This window comes from Hominilimicola fabiformis, from assembly GCF_020687385.1.
Taxonomy (GTDB): Bacteria; Bacillota; Clostridia; order UBA1381; family UBA1381; genus Hominilimicola; species Hominilimicola fabiformis.
This window is the reverse complement of record NZ_JAJEQM010000027.1, coordinates 1-19,843: the sequence shown is the minus strand read 5'-3', so window position 1 is coordinate 19,843 and position 19,843 is coordinate 1. Positions and strand designations below refer to the sequence as shown.

Sequence of the window (19,843 nt, the reverse complement as noted above, 5' to 3'; positions counted from 1 at the left end):
CAAAACTATATTTTGCCATGAAAAAACCGACCTCCCAATAGTTAGATTTTTGGTCTAACTTTTGGGGGTCGGTTCAAGATGTCCCCTCTTTTATATATTATTTAAACAGGAAGGAAAAGCAAAATGAATTACAAGGTTTTAAAAAATGGTGAATTGCTTAGAGTTCGTAGTTGCAAAGTTTATCCCAAACCATATAACTTTACTGAGCATATGGAATATGTAATGTTTAATGTAGATGACCGAGAAGAAATAGTAATTGAGTCTGAAACAGAAATAAAATCGGCAGTTATACGTCCGTTAAGTGCAGGTATATCGTTTGAGATAAGTTTTGGAAAGATAATATTGTCGGTGGACCGTCCTGTTAAATTATCAGTCGAAATAAATGGCAGCAGTAATAATAACCTTATGATTTTTGCATACAAGGAAGAATTTATCGGTCCGACACATAATTATATAAAAATCACACAAGGTGAGTATAAAACAGGAACATTACTTATTGAAAAAGATAACACCACAGTGTATATTGAAGAAGGAGCAACACTTTACGGCAATATAGTCGCAAAGAATTGCAATAACATAACTATTTGCGGCAGAGGCAGAGTATGTATGGAACGTTATACATACGAAATGCGAAAAAACTTTGCACGAAGTATCGATATAATAAACTGTAAGAATGTTACGATAAAAGGCATTATAATTGATGACAGTAATGACTGGAGTATGAGAATTACAGGTTGTGATGATGTAAATATTTCAGATGTCAAAATATTTGGGTGCAGAGGAAATTCCGACGGTATTGATATTTGCGGTTCAAGAAATGTTACCGTGTCAGATATTTTCACGAGAGTATGGGATGATTCGTTTGTTGTAAAAGCACTGGGTACCGGAAACTGTGAAAATATTATATTTAAAAATTCTGTATTATGGAATGATTTTGCAAGACCTATGGAAGTAGGCGTTGAACTCAGAGCAGACAAAGTGAGGAATATAAAATTTGAGAATATAGATATAATTCATTCTGATACAGGTTATCCGCTTATGGGTATTCATCACGGCGATCACGCGGAAGTATCGGATATTGTATTTGATAATATCCGAATCGAAGATACTCCCGGCGCACAATTATTTGATATTCGTATTGCAGACTCTGTATGGAACAGAGATAATAAAATGGGCGATATACGAAATATTACTTTTTCAAATATCAAATATTTAGGAACTGATAATAACGATATATTGCTATCTAATTCAAGAATTGAGGGATTTAGCGAAAAACACAATATCCGAAATGTAAATTTTCACAACATTAATATAAACGGAAAATATGCACTGACTCCAAAAGAACTCGGACTTAATATATATGAATTCGTAGACGGAATTTCAGTTACGGCGGATAATTTGAAAAATGAAAGAACAGTTCTTGAGTCTGAAATAGTAGTGCAAGATGATTTTAAACCAGATAACGGATTTTATAAAGGAACCGTCAAAGTAATACTTCACAATAAAAGTGATGTGGCGATGAATGGAACGGCTGCATTTGCAATATCGCCAAAGAATACCGAAAAAGAGCAGTCGTTTGAATACAACATCGACCCGAATGAAAGCCAATCATACGAATTTAATTTGAAATTGCAAGCGGGTAAATATGTTTTTTATTTAAAAAACAATAAGAATGAGATAGAAAATACATTCCTGTATTCGGAATTGCCTATGATTGTGTCGGAAAATATAAACGATTGTCCGAAATATCAATTTGTAAATTACTATAATACAAAATGTGCGGAAGTAAGAATTGCGGTGAAAGACAGTGAGCTTATCATAATGAACGACTCTGAAAAGACAACTGAATTTTTATTGTACACTGCAATGCCTGTACCGAGTGCAGAGGGCGAAGTTATGTTTTCGGCAGAGGAAACAGACTTCGGCGAAATATATGCACTTTTGAAAAAAGGCAATGAACTTGTACCGGCACCGCAACTTAGATGCCCGGCTGAAATTACATATGTTTTCAAAAATGAACCGAAAGTTAAAGAAATAGTAAAAACGCCGTTTAAACTAAAAAAAGGCGAAACAGTAAAATTAACTTTTGAAAAATTAGGTATCAGTAAAAATACAGACAGTTTTCTTATGGAACTTGAGGCAAAAGTTGAAGAAACGAGTATGCTTAGATACCCATACACATTATTTCATTCTACAATGCCGGACAAAACAGCACATATGTACGGAAAAATCAGAATAAAAGAGGGGAAATAGTTATGTTAAAGATATTGTTTCAAGGTGATTCACTTACAGATTGCGGAAGAGATAAAACAGGTCATAATCCTGTTCAAGCATACGGTTACGGCTATGTTAATCTGATTGCGTCAAAGCTTTTATGCGATTATCCCGATACTGTAGTATGGAATAAAGCGTATAACGGCAGTCGTATTGCCGATACATACAGTCGCTGGATTGAGGAAGCATTAAATATTGATTGTAATATTTTAAGTATTTTAAGCGGAGTGAATGATATTGGCTTTGCAATACGTATGAATCAAGGTGCGGACGCAAAGAAATTTAAGTTTATATATGAGTTAATGATAAATGAGGCATTAGAGAAGAATAAAGATTTAAAATTGGTGCTTGGAGAACCGTTTCTATTTAAGATTACAAATAATACTCCCGAACTAGGTCGTGATATAGTCAGAGATTGGGACGTTTGGAACGGACAACTCACGGAGCGTCGTCAGATAGTAAAGGAACTTGCTGATAAGTATAATGCAGTGTTTGTACCGTATTTTGAAAAATTTCAAGAGGCATTAAAAATTGCACCTCCAGAACATTGGTCAGTCGATTGTATTCATGCGACAAATGCGGGACATGAAATAATGGCTCGTGCATGGCTTGAATGCGTGACAAAAGCAGGTTTTATTGAGGAGTAGAAAATGACAAACAGACTTTTTACAGAGAATAAAAACATAAAAGAAAACGTAAAAAACGATATATTTTTGAAACAACAGGTTGAGAGAATAAAGTCGGATTCAGAAAAATTTGCAAATAAAGACATAGCCGCATTGACATATACATCTTTTAAAAAGTTTTATGTTACAGGCAGTCGAAAAGAATATGAATATGAGTATTTTTTACATAGAAGACGATTGAACGACTTTGCAATACTAAATATTTTATATGATGATGAAAAATACCGCTTATGCTTGCAAGATATTATATGGTCAATTCTTGATGAATTTACTTGGGCTTTGCCGGCACATATTCCGCAAAATACCGATATTGAAAATTGTATAACGCATATTGATTTATTTGCGTCTGAAACGGCATTTGCATTGGCTGAAATTTCGCATATATTAAGCGATAAGCTTGATAAAACCATAGTCGAAAGAATTAAATATGAAGTTTACAGACGTGTCTTAAAACCTTATTTATCAGGCAGAAAAAACAGTTGGGATTGTTTAGAGAATAACTGGTCTGCCGTATGTGCCGGAAGTGTCGGAAGTGCATTTTTATACTTCGGAACTGATGAGGAAATTCAAACAGTCTTACCGCGAATAAAGGAAACTTTGGAATATTATCTAAAAGGTTTTGGTGATGACGGTGCGTGTGTAGAGGGAATAAATTATTGGGCATACGGCTTTGGGTATTTTACATACTTCGCACAGTTATTGTATCAGTACAGTGACGGAAAAGATAATCTTTTCGATAATAAAAAAGTTGAAAATATCGCAGTATTTCCGCAAAAATTATGGTTTAAAAATAATAATACAGTCACATTTTCCGATTGCGGAGATAAGTTTACGCAAAGAAGCGGTTTAATACACTTTTTAAAACAAAAATACAGCCAAATAGCAGTACATGATGATAACTGCTCGCTTGAATTTGACGGTGATGGTTGTTACAGATTTGCTCATCTTATCAGAGATTTTGCATGGCGAAAAAATAACATTAAAGTACAAACAGAATCAGAAAATGGTTTTTATTATTTTAAAAATGCAGGTTGGTATATAAAAAGAACAAGTAATTATGAATTTGCCGCAAAAGCGGGAGATAATAAAGAATCACATAATCATAACGATATAGGCGTATTTTTGTTAAATGTCGGTGGTGATAAAATAGTAACAGACCCCGGCAGAGGCGAATATACGTCGGACTATTTCAGTTCAAAAAGATATAAATATTTTCCGCCGTCGGCATTGGCACACAGTGTGCCTGTAGTAAACGGAATTGTACAGCAAGAAGGTGAAGAATATCGCGGAAATATTGTGAAAGCCACAGAAAATGAACTTATAATAGATTGTAAAGATGCTTACAATGATTGCTCATTAAAAGAATTAACACGAAAATTTGAATTTTATGATGATAAAATTGTTTTAAACGATAAATTCGCATTTGACACAGATAAAAATGATGTTACGGAGCATTTTGTTTTTGATGTTAAACCTACTGAATGTGAAAACGGTTTAAAAATCGGAAATACAGAGATGTGTTACAATGTTTCTGATTTTGAATGTAAAATAAACGAAGTAACATATGCGTCAAATTATAATAAGCAAAAAACAGTCTATACAGTGGATTTGAAACATATTGTTAAAACAAAAACGGTTGAAACAAAGTTTGAATTTAACATAAAAAATACTTGGAAGGAGCGAAAATAAATGAATACAAACCTTAAAAGTATTTATCACAAAGTTGATTTGTGTGTTGTAGGCGGCGGACTTGCCGGTATGTGTGCGGCAGTTGCGGCGGCACGTCACGGAATAAAGGTTGCACTTATGCATGACCGCCCTGTATATGGCGGCAATGCGTCAAGCGAAATCAGAATGTGGGTGTGCGGTGCACACGGTAAAAACAACAGAGAAACAGGCATTATTGAGGAAATTGCACTTGAAACCCTGTACAGAAATCCTTACAGACGTTATCCGATGTGGGACGCTATACTGTTTGAACTTATCAATAATGAAAAAAATATAACGCCGATTTTGAATTGTTCATGCAATGATATAGAAATGGACGGTTCAAAAATAAAAAAAGTTATCGGTTGGCAAACTACAACGCAATGTTATCATATAATTGAAGCAAAATTGTTTGCTGATTGTTCGGGTGACAGCATTCTCGCACCTCTTTCGGGTGCAGAATATCGTTGGGGACGTGAAAGTCGAAATGAGTTCGGCGAAAGCATAGCGCCTGAGCAAGCCGATAAGAAAACAATGGGATTATCGTGTCTTATTCAGGCAAGGGAAACAGATAAAAAGCACAAATTTATTGCTCCGTCTTGGGCAAGAAAGTTTACGAAAGAAGACTTACCGTATCGTTTGCCCGATATGAATGACCCCGAAGAAAATTTTTGGTATATGGAACTCGGCGGTGAAGGTGACACTATTCACGACACAGAAAAACTTCGTGATGAGCTTATAAGCGTCGCATACGGTATATGGGATTTTGTGAAAAACAGCGGTGAATATAATGCTGATAACTGGGAACTTGAATTTGTCGGATTTCTTCCGGGAAAACGTGAAAGTCGCAGATATGTCGGAGATTATATAATGAATCAAAACGATGTCAGAGACGGAGGTCATTTTGATGATATTGCAGCATACGGCGGTTGGACAATGGATGACCACAATCCCGCAGGGATAAACACTAAGGATAAGCCTAATATATTTCATCCCGCACCTTCACCGTTTGGAATACCTTACAGATGTTTATATTCGGTTAATATCGAAAATCTTTATTTTGCAGGCAGAAATATCAGTGTTACGCATACTGCAATGAGCGCATCAAGAGTTATGGCTACTTGTGCATTGCTTGGACAAGCGGTCGGAACTGCGTCGGCAATAGCGATAAAAAACGGTGTAACACCGAGAGAAATTTCTGAAAAATATATTTGCGAGCTGCAACAAATGCTTATGGATGATGATTGTTGGTTGCCTTACTGCAAAACAAAGATTTCAGAACTTACAAAAAGTGCAACAATTACATCAACAGGCGAAGATGCCGAATTGCTTTTAAACGGTATTGAAAGACATTACGGTGATGATAAAAATTGTTGGAGCGGTAAAATCGGTGATACTGTAACATTTTCATTTGACAGTGAAAAGGCAATAAATGAAGTTAGATTTGTATTTAACAGCGACCTTAACAGAGAAACAACAGGTGCGGGAAAATATATTCCCGAGAAAATGAATACCTGTAATGTACATAAAAATGCTCCGGCACTTAACGTACCGAAAACTCTTGTTAAAAATATGAAAATAGAAATTAAAAACGCTGATGATAAGTGGCAAGAAATTGACGGGATAAAGGAAAATCATCAACGTCTTGTAAAAATCAAAATCGGAAAAACCACAAAAGCAATTCGTTTTACTTTAACATCAACCAACGGAAACGAAATCGCAGATATTTATTCAATAGATTTGAGATAATATATGGCACGAAAGGAGCTGACAATAATTGAGATTCAGACAGGTACATCTTGATTTTCATACAAGTGAACATATTGAAGATATAGGCAAAAAGTTTAATAAAAAACAATTTCAGACTGCACTGAAAAAAGGACATATAAATTCGATTACACTATTTTCAAAATGTCACCACGGTTGGGCATATCATCCGTCAAAAGCAAACGAAATACATCCTCATTTGGATTTTGATTTACTTGGAGCACAAATACAGGCGGCACACGAGATAGGCGTTAAAACTCCGATATATTTGTCAGCAGGTCTTGACGAAAAAATGGCACACAGACATCCTGAATGGCTTGTAAGAAATCTTGATGAGTCTACTACTTGGGCAAAAGATTTTACAGAACCGGGATACCATAAAATGTGTATGTCATCTCCGTATTTGGATTACCTTGTAAAGCAAATTGAAGAAGTTTGCAATAACTATGACGCAGACGGAATATTCCTTGATATAGCTGGTGTTCAGCCGTGTTATTGTCAAAACTGTATTGCAAAGCGAGAAGAATTGGGACTAAATCCGTATGATGAAAATGATGTGCTAAAACACGCAGAAATGGTATATAAACGCTATGCAGAAAAAACGCGTGCGGCAGTTGATAAGTATAAACCGAATTTATCGCTTTTTCATAATGGCGGACATATAAGACAAGGCAGACGTGACCTTGTGAATTACAACACGCATTTGGAACTTGAAAGCTTGCCGACAGGTGGTTGGGGATATGACCATTTTCCTTTTTCGGCAAGATATTGTCAAGGACTCGGAGTCGATTATCTTGGTATGACAGGGAAATTCCACGGCTCATGGGGCGAATTTGGCGGCTTTAAACATCCTAATGCACTTAGGTTTGAAGTGGCACTTGCCGCCGCAAACGGTGCAAAATGTTCTGTAGGAGATCAACTTTCACCGAGCGGTGAAATGGATATGGTAACATACGACTTGATAGGCTCTGCATATTCAGAATTGGAAGAAAAAGAAGAATGGCTTGATAATGTTGAATCGGTAGCAGATATTGCAATAATCAGTCCTGAGGCATATGTCGGTGATTTGAGTACAGGGCAAATGACAAAGGTTGATGATTCGGGAAGCGGTGTATGCCGTATTATGCTTGAGGGCAAATATTTGTTTGACGTTATTGACTTTGAGTCGGATTTAAGTAAATACAAAGTTATAATTTTGCCTGATGTTATCCGCGCTGATATTGATTTTGCAAAACGTTTAAGAGAATTTTGTGATTGCGGAGGAAAAGTTCTTGCAACAGGTAAATCTGCACTGTATGAAAACAGCAATGAATTTTGCCTTAATCTCGGTGCTGAACGGATAAAAGAAAATCCGTATAAACCGGATTATTTCAGACCTTTAGAAAAAATAAAAGGTATGGGTGATACCGGATATATAATGTACGGCAACGGCGAGAAAATTCGTTGTATCGGTAACGAACTCGGAATAAGAGAAAATCCTTATTTTAACCGTACAAGAGCACATTTCTGCTCACATCAGCATACTCCAAACAGCTGTGAATACGGCGGTGCGGGAATGACAGAGGGCAAAGACGGAATATATATTGCGTGGAATATATTTGCCGATTATGCTCAAAGCGGCGAATTGCATTTGAAACAAATGGCAATATTCGCTCTTGACAGATTGCTTGACAGCGCAAAGACTTTAAAAACAAATCTTCCTGCACAAGGAATAGTAACTTTGATGAAACAGAATGACAGGTTAATATGTCATTTGCTATATGCAAGTCCCGTAAAACGAGGAAACGGTATAGAAGTAATCGAGGATATATTGCCGATATACAACGTTGAATTAGCTATCAAAACTGATAAGAAAATAAACAAAGTATATCTTGCACCTCAAAAGGAAGATATAGATTTTACTTATGATGATGGCTATATATCAGTAAAATTAGATAAGATAGAGTGTCATCAGATGGTTGTGTTTGAATGAGGGGAAACAAAATGAAAGTGTTAGCTATAGGAAACAGTTTTTCAAACGACGCAATGCGTTATTTACACGGAATAGCAAAAGCGGACGGTGTGGATATGAAAACGGTTAATTTGTTCATAGGCGGTTGTCCGCTTTCAAGACATTATGCAAATATACATAATGACGCGGCGGATTATGATTTTGAATTTAACGGTGTGAGAACAGGCATAAAAGTGTCAATAAAACAAGCTCTTCAAAGCGATATTTGGGATGTTGTAACATTGCAACAAGCCAGTTCGCTTAGCGTTGATTATAACACATATCAGCCGTATCTGAATACGATTGCCGATTATGTACATATTCACGCACCGAAAGCAAAAATTATGATACATCAAACTTGGGCATATGAGCAAAACAGCAAAAGACTTAATGAAGAAATGAAATACAAAGATCAAATTGAAATGTTTGCTGATTTAAAATCAGCATATGAACAAGCCGCAAAGGATATCGGAAATGTAGAAATTATCCCAAGCGGTGAAACTTTTCAGAACCTTATAAAATCGGGTATAGAGAAAATCCATCGTGATACATTTCATTCTTCTTTTGGCGTAGGAAGACTGGCTTTGGGATATATATGGTACGAGATGTTGACAGGCAAAAGCTGTATTGGAAATACTTTTAATGAATTTGATGAAAGTGTCAGTTGCAGTGAAATGACTATTGCACAACATTGTGCAAATGAGACTGCAAAAATGTATAGAAAGGTAGACAAAAATGTATAAATTTAATGACAGGGAAATAACATTTGACAAATATAATACACCTACACCATGGATGAATTACCTTTCAAACGGTACGTTTCATACAATGATTTCACAAGCCGGCGGAGGTGTTGCTTTTTATAAATCTCCTCAAATATGGAGAATTAATCATTATCGTTTCTTCCATTTACCAACCGACAGAAGCGGATTTTATACATATATCAAGGATAATGACGATATTTGGTGTCCGACAAACGAACCGTGCAAGTCAAAGCCTGATAAGTGGAGTTCCACACACGGTATGGGATATACAAGATTTGAGGCTGAAAAGAATGGACTTGAAATAACAAGTACATATTTTGTCGGTGAATATGAAAATGCACTTATATGGAATTTAAAGATAAAATCAAATTCTGACCGCAAAATTACTGTTTTTCCGTATGTTGAACTGGGTATGATGGAATTTATGCGTGAATTACAATGGCAGTGCTATAACAAACATCAATTAACTGCTTACAATATGGGTGATATTTTAGTTTATAAATACGGTGTTGAGGACCAACCGAAACCTGACCAAACACCTTTGGTATATTTTGCAACAGATGTACCGACAACTGCATTTGACTGTGACAGAGATGAATTTGTAGGCTCGTACAGAAGTGAAGAAAATCCGCAGAATGTTGAAAAAGGAAAATGCACAAATTCTACTCTTTACGGCGGTGATCCGTGTTTTGCATTGCAAATAGATTTAGATTTGAAAGCAGGAGAAGAAAAAGAAGTAAATATTTTTCTCGGAACAGCTATGACAGAGGACGCAGTAAAAGCAAGTGTACATCATTGCAGAGAAAAGAATTTCGTTGATAATTCTTATAAAAAGTTGTGTGAATCGTGGGATAACTATTTGAGTAAATTCCAGTGTGAACTACCGGATAAAGATACTCAACTTATGATTAATGTATGGAATCCTTATCAAGCCGAACGAAATTTTCAATTTTCAAGAAATATAAGCTATTACGCAACAGGCACATTTCGAGGCGTCGGAGTAAGAGATACCGCACAAGATATTTTGGCAATGATTCCGTTTAACTTACGCAGAGCAAAGAATAAACTTAATTTACTGTTTACACAACAATATCGGGATGGACATTGCAATCATTATTGTTTCCCGTTAGAGGGCTGGGAACCAGTTAAAAGAATACACAGCGATAATCATTTATGGCTTGTAATGACGTGCTATCATATCATTATGGAAGAGGGAACACTAGATTATCTTGATGAAGTAATAGATTTTTATGACGGCGGCAGTGCTACCGTATGGGAACATATTAAAAAATCTATTGAATTTTGTATGAATAATCTCGGTGAAAACGGTTTCCCGCTTATGCTTGCATCTGATTGGAACGATATGCTTTATAAAGTATGCCGTGAGGGAAAAGGCGAAAGTATATGGACAGGTATGCAGTTCGGTACTGTTCTTAGAATGATTGCGGAATTAGCTGAACTTAAAGGTGAAGATAAGCAGAAGTATCTTGATATATATGAATCACAAAAGAAACTTGTAAATGAGAAAGCATGGGACGGAAAATGGTATATTCGTTGTATCACAGATGACGGAAGGTATATCGGAAGTGAAAAAGAGCCACAGGCAAAAATATGGCTTAATTCACAAAGCTGGTCTGTTATAAGCGGCATGGGTGAAAACGGACAAACCGCAATGGACAGTGTAAATGAATATCTTGATACGGATTTAGGTATTAAAAAAATTCATCCGTCAATGAAGGACTATCCGTCAAAAGAAGACCCATTAACTTATTACAATAAAGGTTGCGGCGAAAACGGAAGTGTATTCTGTCACGCAAATACATGGGCAATCATAGCGGAATGTATGTTAAAAAGACCTGAAAGAGCTTATAAATATTATCATCAGTTATTGCCTATGGTGGCGCAGAAAAAAGCCGGAGAGTGGCGATATAAGGCAGAGCCTTACGTTTATGCGTCAAATATTTTCGGACCTGAAAGTGATAAATTCGGTTTGGCGAATGTATCATGGCTTACGGGAACTGCGGCATGGATGTATATTGCGGTTACACAATATATGCTTGGAATAAGGGCAAAGTGGGACGGACTTGAAATTGACCCATGTTTGCCGAAAGAACTTCTTCCGGCGAAAGTCACAAGAGTTTTCAGAGGAAAAAAATATAATATTACAATAACAAAGAACGAAAAAATCTTTATCAAAGACGATGATAAAAACGTGAACGTAGTTATTTGACACACAAAACAGGAGGACGCTATGAATTTTGAATATATGAAAAACTTTATGGATAGTCTGACAGAATGGATTATTCCGGGTAACAGTGTCGTTATTTATAAAGACGGGAAGAAAGTATTTGAATACAGTTCGGGATATTCTGACCTTGAGAAAAAAATAAAAAAGACGGGTGAGGAGCAGTTATATATTTATTCGTGTTCAAAGGTGGCAACGGTAACGGCGGCACTTCAGCTGTATGAACAGGGAAAATTTTTGTTGTCTGATCCGTTATATGAATATCTTCCTGAATTTAAAAAAATGTATGTAAAAGACGGTGACAGAATAAAAGCGGCAGAAAATCCGATAACAATTCGAGATTTGTTTACTATGACGGCCGGTTTGTCATATGCTACAAACACACCTGCATTTGAAAAAGCAAGAAAGCTAACCGACGGTAAAATGGATACAAGAACAGTCATTAAATGTCTTGCGGAAGAACCGCTTTTATTTGAACCGGGTGCAAGATGGAATTACAGCCTTTGTCACGATGTTTTAGCGGTATTGGCAGAAGTAGTTTCGGGAATGAGATTTTCGGAATATATGAAAAAAAATATATTTGAGCCGTTGGATATGAATAATTCATATTACCATACACCGAACGATGTTATAATATCTCCGCAATATATATACGAAATACAAGATACGAAGAACATTGTAGAACTTCAGCAAAAAGAACATACAACCGGAGTTGTCAAAAGAGCATACGGCAATGAACTTGTATTCGGTGAGAATTATGACAGCGGAGGTGCAGGAATAATAACGACTGTCGATGATTATGCTAAGTTTGCGGCGGCTTTGGCAAATAGCGGAACAGGACTTAATAATAATCGTATACTTAGCAGTGCCACAGTAAAACTGATGAAAACAAATCAATTAAATGAGGCACAGCGTAAAACTATGAATTGGCGACGTCTTAGAGGTTACGGTTACGGATTAGGTGTAAGAACGCTTATAGATAAAGCCGAAAGCGGTTCAAACAGTTCAATCGGTGAAATTGGTTGGGGAGGTGCGGCAGGTGCAACAATAATTGCCGATACAGAAGAAAAAGTTGCACTTTTCTATGCACACCATATGTTAAACCCACAAGAAGAATATTATCAGCCAAGGCTGAGAAATGTATTATATTCATGCTTATAATTAATTAAAAACAGAAAGGAAGTAATAAAAATGAAACCAAGAATAGGAATAAGACCGACAATAGACGGTCGTTGGGGCGGCGTCAGAGAAAGCCTTGAAGAAAAAACAATGGCTATGGCAAATGCAGCTAAGGAACTTATCGAAAGTAATGTGCATTATCAAGACGGAACACCTGTTGAATGTGTAATTTCACCTTGTACAATAGGTTCAGGCGCTGAGGCGGCTAAATGCAACGATTATTTTTCAACACAAAATGTATGTGCAACATTGGCTGTAACACCATGCTGGTGCTATGGTTCAGAAACAATGGACCTAAACTCGGATACAGTAAAAGCTGTATGGGGCTTTAACGGAACGGAACGTCCCGGTGCGGTTTATCTTGCCGCAGTAATGGCTGCATTTGCACAACGCGGACTTCCTGCATTTTCAATGTACGGACACGATGTGCAGGACATTGATGATAACACAGTTCCTGAAGATGTTGCCGAAAAAATGATTCGTTGGGCGAAAGGTGCTGTTGCGGTCGGTCAAATGAAGAACAAAGCATATGTGAACCTTGGCAGTGTCGCAATGGGTATTGCAGGTTCATATTGCGATATGTCATTTATGCAAAAGTATCTTGGTATACGAGCTGAATTTGTTGATTTAACAGAAATATTGAGAAGAATTACTCTTGGTATATATGATAAAGATGAGTATGAAAAAGCATATAAATGGATAAAAGAAAACTGCAAAGAAGGCTTTGATAAAAATGCAGGTAAAAACTTGCCTGACATTATTACAAAATCGAAAGTTGTTCCGGCAGATAAGGATTGGGAATTCATCACTAAGTTTACGTTAATCGTAAATGATATTCTTTACGGAAATCCAAAACTTGCCGAACTTGGTTGGCATGAAGAAGCACTTGGAAAGAATGCAATAGTAGGCGGTTTCCAAGGTCAAAGACACTGGACAGATTGGCTGCCTAACGCTGATTTTACAGAGGCAATTATGGCATCGTCATTCAACTGGAACGGTAAAAAAATGCCTACTCCGTTTGCAACCGAAAATGATACATTAAACGGTATTTCGATGCTTTTGGCAACACTTGTTACAGGTAAAGCACCTGCATTCCACGATGTTCGTACATATTGGTCACCCGACGCTGTAAAACGTGTAACAGGTAAAGAACTTACAGGTAAAGCCGCTAACGGCATTATTCACCTCATTAATTCCGGTGCAACGGCACTTGATTGTACAGGTGCGGCAAAAGACGAGAACGGCAACGGTACACAAAAAGAATGGTGGAATATGACTGATGAAGATATTCAAAATTGTATTGATGCAACAGATTGGTGCAGAGCAGATTATGAATATTTCAGAGGCGGCGGTTTTTCAAGCCACTTCAGAACAAAAGCAGAAATGCCTGTAACAATGCTTAGAGTAAATATCGTTGAAGGTATTGGACCGGTTATTCAGATAGCAGAAGGATATACTTGCAATCTTGATGATGATATTCATAATAAACTTGATAAACGTACAGACCCTACATGGCCGACAACATGGTTTGCTCCGATTCTTACAGGTAAGGGCGCATTTACTGATGTATACAGTGTAATGGCTAATTGGGGTGCTAATCACGGCGTGACAATCGGCGGACACGTTGGCGCTGATTTGATAACCCTTTGCTCAATGTTGAGAATCCCTGTAACAATGCACAATGTAGCTGATGAAAAGGTATATCGTCCACACGTATGGTCGTCTTTTGGTACAGAAGATTCTCAAGCAGCAGATTATGCGGCTTGCAAAAACTACGGACCTATGTATAAATAATTTTTATAATGTGATATGCGGCATTATGCCGCGTATCACATATATTGAAGAAAAGGATGAAATGATTATGCATTGTGATAAGCCTATTATAATATTGCCTGAAAAAATTTCTGTTTTAAGAGATGTCAAAAATCAAAGTATACATACAGACTTTGAACAGTATTCGATATATTATAAAAATATTATTTATCCATACTCTGAAGAATATGATGTTCAGATTGAGTGTGAATTTGGCAAAAATCTTGGTAATTGTTGGCGGTTGGAAGAGTTTAATGACATAGCCGATACTTTTTTGCTTACGTTGAAAATTTATGGATATTACGGCAAATTGCTCACTGAAAAGAGTTGCCGCGTTCAAATATTTGAGAAAAAAGAATATCCGACCGTTAATTTGCTTTGTATCGGTGACAGTATGACTATGGCTGAAACTTATATTGCTCATACTGTGAATAAACTAAAAAATATTAATACGATAGGTTTAAGAAATATCAGTCATAATGTAAATCACGAAGGAAGAGGCGGTTGGACTTGCAGTGCGTATTTTGAAAAATATACAGATGACGGTTGGGGAATTTCTCCGTTCTTATTTCCTGAAGGATTTGACGGTAAAGAATATTACGGGGATAAAAAATTTTATGAATATATGCTCAATACAAATACAGATTACAGTCATATAGGAACATCTGTAACGCCAATACAAGACGGAATGGTTATTTGCGATAATGATAAACTGTATCGTTATAGTAAAGGAATATATGATGTTGTTTGTGAAAATCCGGTGTTCAAATTTGATTTTTCAAAATATATTGAGCGTTATTCAATGCCGACTCCTGATATTGTTTCAATTTTATTCGGTGCAAATGAATTTCAAATATGCAGTTATTCTGAATTTGACAATGAATTAAATAAATTTATATGCAACCTTAATAATATGATAGAGGCGATACATAAATATAATCATAACATAAAAATTGTCATAAATCTCCCTATATGTGGTGGCGATCAATATTCATGGGGTACACAACTTGGTTGTAAAAGCAGTGCGAAACAATATGAATATTGTATAAAAATGGCTTGCAGTGCAATTACAGACTTGTTTGACAGACGCAGAAACGAGAATATTTTTGTATGTCCTATGCTTGCTGTATGTGATACAGTGAATGGATTTCAGAGTGATTACATAAAAAGTAATATATATTCAGAACATTTTGAACGACATATAACTAATTGGGTGCATCCATCTGAAATAGGATATAAGCAGATGGGAGATGCTTTAGCCGGTGTTATTGCCGATATATGTGATAATTGATGGAGCTGATTGTTGATTTCAGAATATACGGTCTACTTGTTACCCCTAATAAGATTTCTTCTCTCCCTCTTATTTTCTTGCCGTGTATTCTGTAATGAACATTCAGAATAATATAGAGTAGTATTTTTGTTAAATTTATATTTTTCACATATTTGTCTAACCGGACAGCCGTTATGCTTTAATTCAATAATTTCTTTGTTACATTCTTGTATATGACGATAGCTTCTTGACATAAAATTGCCTCCTATGGTTTCATTTTACCATAGGAGGCTCTTTTTTATTATCAGTTTTTTGGAATTATGTTCACTTGGGCTTGACACCTTTTTAACTATTTTAGATTAACTGTTACGGCACTGTCAAAATCAAGAGTGTAGTAATCTGTTTTAACAACACCGAGTTTTGTAAATTGCTGTTTTAGAGCGTCTGCTTTTGAACTTTCGGGTATCGGTAATAGTTTACCGTTATCGTCATATGCTTCAAATACATACCTTGCAGTATAGCTGTTAGTTTCGTAATTTACATCGGTGTATAATGTTGAGCTGAATTTATCACCCGGTTCTGCATTTTCGCCGTTGTCATTTTGAAGAACAAACGCAGGATCATATGGAACAAAACCGTCTTTGTAATAATCAATGTCAATTTCACCGTCTGTAATTCTGATACCGGTTACAATCACTTTGCCATAGTCGTTAATTTTGTATTCAATAGGATATGTTCCGACACTGTTAAATATTGTATCGAAATCTTCTGTATTGTATGAGTATTTAACAGGTACGAATTTTAACTGTTTTGTATCCTTGTTTGCTTTAAGAAATTCAAGTGAATTTCGTGAACTTCCGTCACCATTTACACTTAAATCAGAGTTTAAAATATCAAGGCAAGTATCGTTTTCGTCATACAAAGCAAAACTGTCAATATTTGCGATGACATTATCAGGATCACCTGTTGATGGGGTTGAAATCACAAGCTGATTGCCGAATGGTGAAAATACGGCTTTTTCAACAGTAGCGTCAGAATTAGGCAATTTTAAATTTATGTCTTTTGTTATACTACTAACCTTGACTTTTGATTTGTCAATATCGGTTGAAATGTACCACACTGAGTTTTTATCGTCATCGGTTATACCGTCATATTGACCGTTCAACAATTTGGTAAATGCGACAGGAAAATTTTCTTCGGAAGTATCTGCTTTTGATATAAATGCAAACAATTCAAGATTGAATTTATTCGGAATATTATATCCTGACACATTGTATTTTTCCGCACATTTATATGTATGTTGGTCAACAAAATATCCGCTTTCGTGATTGTTGTTGCTTACGTCTGATAGCTTGCCGTTTATAACACATCGAATGTCTGCCGAAACATTTAAACTGTTGCTCCAAATAGGTGCGTTATTGTCAGAGCTATTGTAAAAAGGCTCATTTTCAGAAGTAACTGTATAAAATACATGAACAAAGTTATCATCAGCGGCTACGTTGTCGAGAGTAAGTGTGTAACCGTCCTTTGATATGCTTTTTCCGATTGAGTCGTTAAAATTTGCAAGCTGTTCAAGGCTTGTCATTTCGACAGCATTGTCATTTTGGAAATATGATATAATTTCGCCTATTTTACCGCTGATTGAATCAGCCGCAAATGCGGTTGTAACCGCAAGTGCGCATATAACGGCGGCGATTGATGTTATTTTTAAATATTTTCTTTTCATATAAATCTTCCTTTCTTCAGGAGAAACATTGATTTTGTTGTTTACGTTTTTCAGAATAATATCCGTACTCGGCATATTATGAGTATCTGAAATATCTAATTCTTTTTGTAATTTAGCTAAATGTTTATTCATCATTAGCCCTCCTTTTTATAATAGTGTTTTTTAATTTTTGTTTACCGCGATACAGTTTTGTTTTGACTGTCGACAGGGAAATATTCATTGCTTTTGAAATTGTTTTGATTTTTTCATTGTAGTAATAATACCTGAAAAATATTTCACTGTCAGGCTCGCCGAGTGATGTAATCAGTTCGGTTAAAAATTGACTGTTTTCTGCTTTTATTATATTGTCTTGAGGTGTTAAATCGCTTGATATAATTTGCTCATTCAGAACTTCATTTGAATGATATTTGCGAAGTTTATTCTTTGATGTGTTTCGGGCAATAGTTGCTAAATATGAACGCATATTGCCTTTGGTTTCATCAATATTTAAAGAGTTTTGCCATAAAAGAAAAAATGTATCGGAAACGATTTCTTCCATATCTTCTTTTGATAATTTACAGCCGACTGTATTATAAACAATCACGCTTACATACGGCGTGTATATTTTTATAATGTCGTCTAAACTGTTACGATTTCGCTTTTTTAGATTATGTAAAAGTTTTTGTTCATCAATCAAATTATAAGCCTCCTCTCGTTGTAAAAAATAGCACTATTTTTTGATGTGTACGCTATTATATACACAAAAAATATATAAAAAGTTTCAATATTATAAAAATTTATTTTACTGTATCATATTATGCAGGTGAAAAACAAGCAAAACATATGGCAAAATGCAAAGTAACGTGATATAATTAAATAAAAAAATAGGAGAATTAATATGGACAAACAAGAAATTTTCCCTGACGGAACTGTTATAGATAAGTGGTTTTACGATATAAATATACCCGAATTAAGTGATTTGGGTAAGCAATATGTATTAACCGATAACAATGTCCTTGATGACGACAAGATACATACGAAAGAAATACAGAATTTGATTGACAGAGCATATGAAAACGGCGGCGGAGTGATTGTAGTTCCGAAAGGAACATATCTTACGGGTGCGTTGTTTTTCAAACAAGGGGTAAATCTTTATATTGAGGACGGCGGAGTGTTAAAGGGCAGTGATGATATTTACGATTATCCGATAATGCAAACTCGTATGGAGGGTGAAACGTGTCCGTATTTTTCTGCATTGATTAATGCAGATAATGTTGACGGTTTTAAAATGTGCGGAAAAGGTACAATAGACGGAAACGGTTTGAAATCGTGGAGAGCGTTTTGGCTGAGATGTGAATGGAATCCCAACTGTACCAACAAGGACGAGCAGCGTCCAAGACTTGTTTACATATCAAACAGCAGTAATGTCACAATAGCTGATTTGCACTTGCAAAATTCGCACTATTGGACTACTCATATATACAAATGTCATCACGTCAAGTATATAAACTGCAATATATTTTCACCGGCAAAGCCGATTAAAGCACCAAGTACAGACGCTGTTGATATAGACGTGTGTACAGATGTTTTGGTTAAAAATTGTTATCTTGAAGTTAATGATGATTCGGTGGTACTGAAAGGCGGAAAAGGTCCTTGGGCGGATAAATTACCCGAAAACGGCTCTAACGAACGTATTTTAATTGAAGATTGTACATACGGTTTCTGTCACGGTTGCCTAACTTGCGGTTCGGAATCTGTACATAATAAAAATATAATTTTAAGAAGAATAAATATTAAAGAGGGTAAAAATTTGTTGTGGCTTAAAATGCGTCCCGATACACCTCAGCATTATGAATATATCAGTGTTGAAGATATAAACGGTAAAATTGACAGCTTTATCAACATAAACCCTTGGACGCAGTTTTACGATTTGAAAGACAGGAAAGATATACCGCTTTCTTATGCGGATAATGTTGTAATGAAAAATTGCGAATGTGAGTGTAATACGTTTTTCGATGTCAAGACAGATGAAAGTCAATATATATTGTCAGATTTTACTTTTGAAAATTTACAGATTAAAGCAAAAGTAAACGGCTTTGATGAAAATGCAATACGAAATGTCAAAATTGAAAATGTAAAGGTTACTTTATGAAAAATTTGTTCGGTTGATTAAAACAGAAAATTTGGAGGTACTAAACAGATATGGAATATGATGATAGAGTGATGTGCCCGCTAATTGATGAAAAGATAGACCCGATGGAGTGCGTTGATGTTGTAGATTGTGTTCTAAATCCTTTGTTTTTAAATAGTTTACCTAAAAAGTATAAAGCAAAAGAAAATTTTAAAGAGATATGCAAACAATGCAAATTGAACCGACCCCCAAAAGTTAGACCAAAAATCTAACTATTGGGAGGTCGGTTTTTTCATGGCAAAATATAGTTTTG

At 35.8% G+C, this 19,843-nt stretch carries 15 protein-coding genes; 12 read left to right on the top strand and 3 right to left on the bottom strand.

Annotation, left to right across the window (positions count from 1 at the left end):
* The first annotated feature begins 123 nt into the window (after positions 1-123).
* The 10 genes from LKE05_RS13570 to LKE05_RS13525 are packed head-to-tail and all read left to right on the top strand — an operon-like array spanning position 124 to position 15,715.
* Positions 124-2,253, top strand: coding sequence for a glycosyl hydrolase family 28 protein (locus LKE05_RS13570; protein ID WP_308457189.1), 2,130 nt, complete (start codon positions 124-126; stop codon positions 2,251-2,253).
* Positions 2,254-2,255: 2 nt separating this feature from the next.
* On the top strand, positions 2,256-2,921 hold the full coding sequence (locus LKE05_RS13565) for an SGNH/GDSL hydrolase family protein (RefSeq protein ID WP_308457188.1): 666 nt from the start codon (positions 2,256-2,258) through the stop codon (positions 2,919-2,921).
* Between the two features lie 3 nt (positions 2,922-2,924).
* Positions 2,925-4,649 carry a heparinase II/III domain-containing protein gene (locus LKE05_RS13560; RefSeq protein WP_308457187.1) on the top strand — a complete coding sequence of 575 codons (1,725 nt, stop codon included), beginning with the start codon at positions 2,925-2,927 and terminating at the stop codon, positions 4,647-4,649.
* A complete protein-coding gene (locus LKE05_RS13555; protein ID WP_308457186.1) occupies positions 4,650-6,416 on the top strand; it encodes an FAD-dependent oxidoreductase in 1,767 nt (588 codons plus the stop codon).
* A gap of 28 nt (positions 6,417-6,444) precedes the next feature.
* A complete protein-coding gene (locus LKE05_RS13550) occupies positions 6,445-8,406 on the top strand; it encodes an alpha-amylase family protein (protein WP_308457185.1) in 1,962 nt (653 codons plus the stop codon).
* An 11-nt stretch (positions 8,407-8,417) separates the two neighbouring features.
* Positions 8,418-9,167, top strand: coding sequence for a DUF4886 domain-containing protein (locus tag LKE05_RS13545; protein ID WP_308457184.1), 750 nt, complete (start codon positions 8,418-8,420; stop codon positions 9,165-9,167).
* Complete coding sequence (locus LKE05_RS13540; protein ID WP_308457183.1) at positions 9,160-11,418, top strand: GH36-type glycosyl hydrolase domain-containing protein; 2,259 nt, start codon at positions 9,160-9,162, stop codon at positions 11,416-11,418. The genes LKE05_RS13545 and LKE05_RS13540 overlap by 8 nt, the downstream gene beginning before the upstream one ends.
* A gap of 21 nt (positions 11,419-11,439) precedes the next feature.
* Complete coding sequence (locus tag LKE05_RS13535; protein WP_308457182.1) at positions 11,440-12,594, top strand: serine hydrolase domain-containing protein; 1,155 nt, start codon at positions 11,440-11,442, stop codon at positions 12,592-12,594.
* Positions 12,595-12,624: 30 nt separating this feature from the next.
* Complete coding sequence (locus tag LKE05_RS13530) at positions 12,625-14,406, top strand: L-fucose isomerase (RefSeq protein ID WP_308457181.1); 1,782 nt, start codon at positions 12,625-12,627, stop codon at positions 14,404-14,406.
* Positions 14,339-15,715: an SGNH/GDSL hydrolase family protein gene (locus LKE05_RS13525; RefSeq protein WP_308457190.1), complete on the top strand. Its 1,377-nt coding sequence runs from the start codon at positions 14,339-14,341 to the stop codon at positions 15,713-15,715. The genes LKE05_RS13530 and LKE05_RS13525 overlap by 68 nt, the downstream gene beginning before the upstream one ends.
* Positions 15,716-15,747: 32 nt before the next feature.
* Here the strand turns inward: LKE05_RS13525 and LKE05_RS13520 are convergent, their stop codons facing one another.
* The 3 genes from LKE05_RS13520 to LKE05_RS13510 all read right to left on the bottom strand — a co-directional run bounded on the left by LKE05_RS13520 (position 15,748) and on the right by LKE05_RS13510 (position 18,096).
* On the bottom strand, positions 15,748-15,948 hold the full coding sequence (locus tag LKE05_RS13520; protein ID WP_308457180.1) for a hypothetical protein: 201 nt from the start codon (positions 15,946-15,948) through the stop codon (positions 15,748-15,750).
* A 95-nt stretch (positions 15,949-16,043) separates the two neighbouring features.
* Positions 16,044-17,552, bottom strand: coding sequence for a DUF4179 domain-containing protein (locus LKE05_RS13515; protein ID WP_308457179.1), 1,509 nt, complete (start codon positions 17,550-17,552; stop codon positions 16,044-16,046).
* Entirely contained in the window at positions 17,545-18,096 is a 552-nt protein-coding gene (locus LKE05_RS13510; RefSeq protein WP_308457178.1) for an RNA polymerase sigma factor, read from the bottom strand. Before LKE05_RS13510 ends, LKE05_RS13515 begins: the two co-directional genes overlap by 8 nt.
* Positions 18,097-18,297: 201 nt before the next feature.
* Here LKE05_RS13510 and LKE05_RS13505 point away from each other — a divergent pair, with 201 nt between their 5' ends.
* Both LKE05_RS13505 and LKE05_RS13500 read left to right on the top strand, forming a co-directional pair.
* On the top strand, positions 18,298-19,551 hold the full coding sequence (locus tag LKE05_RS13505; RefSeq protein ID WP_308457177.1) for a rhamnogalacturonidase: 1,254 nt from the start codon (positions 18,298-18,300) through the stop codon (positions 19,549-19,551).
* 50 nt (positions 19,552-19,601) lie between these two features.
* Entirely contained in the window at positions 19,602-19,802 is a 201-nt protein-coding gene (locus tag LKE05_RS13500; RefSeq protein WP_308457176.1) for a hypothetical protein, read from the top strand.
* Positions 19,803-19,843: the final 41 nt, after the last annotated feature.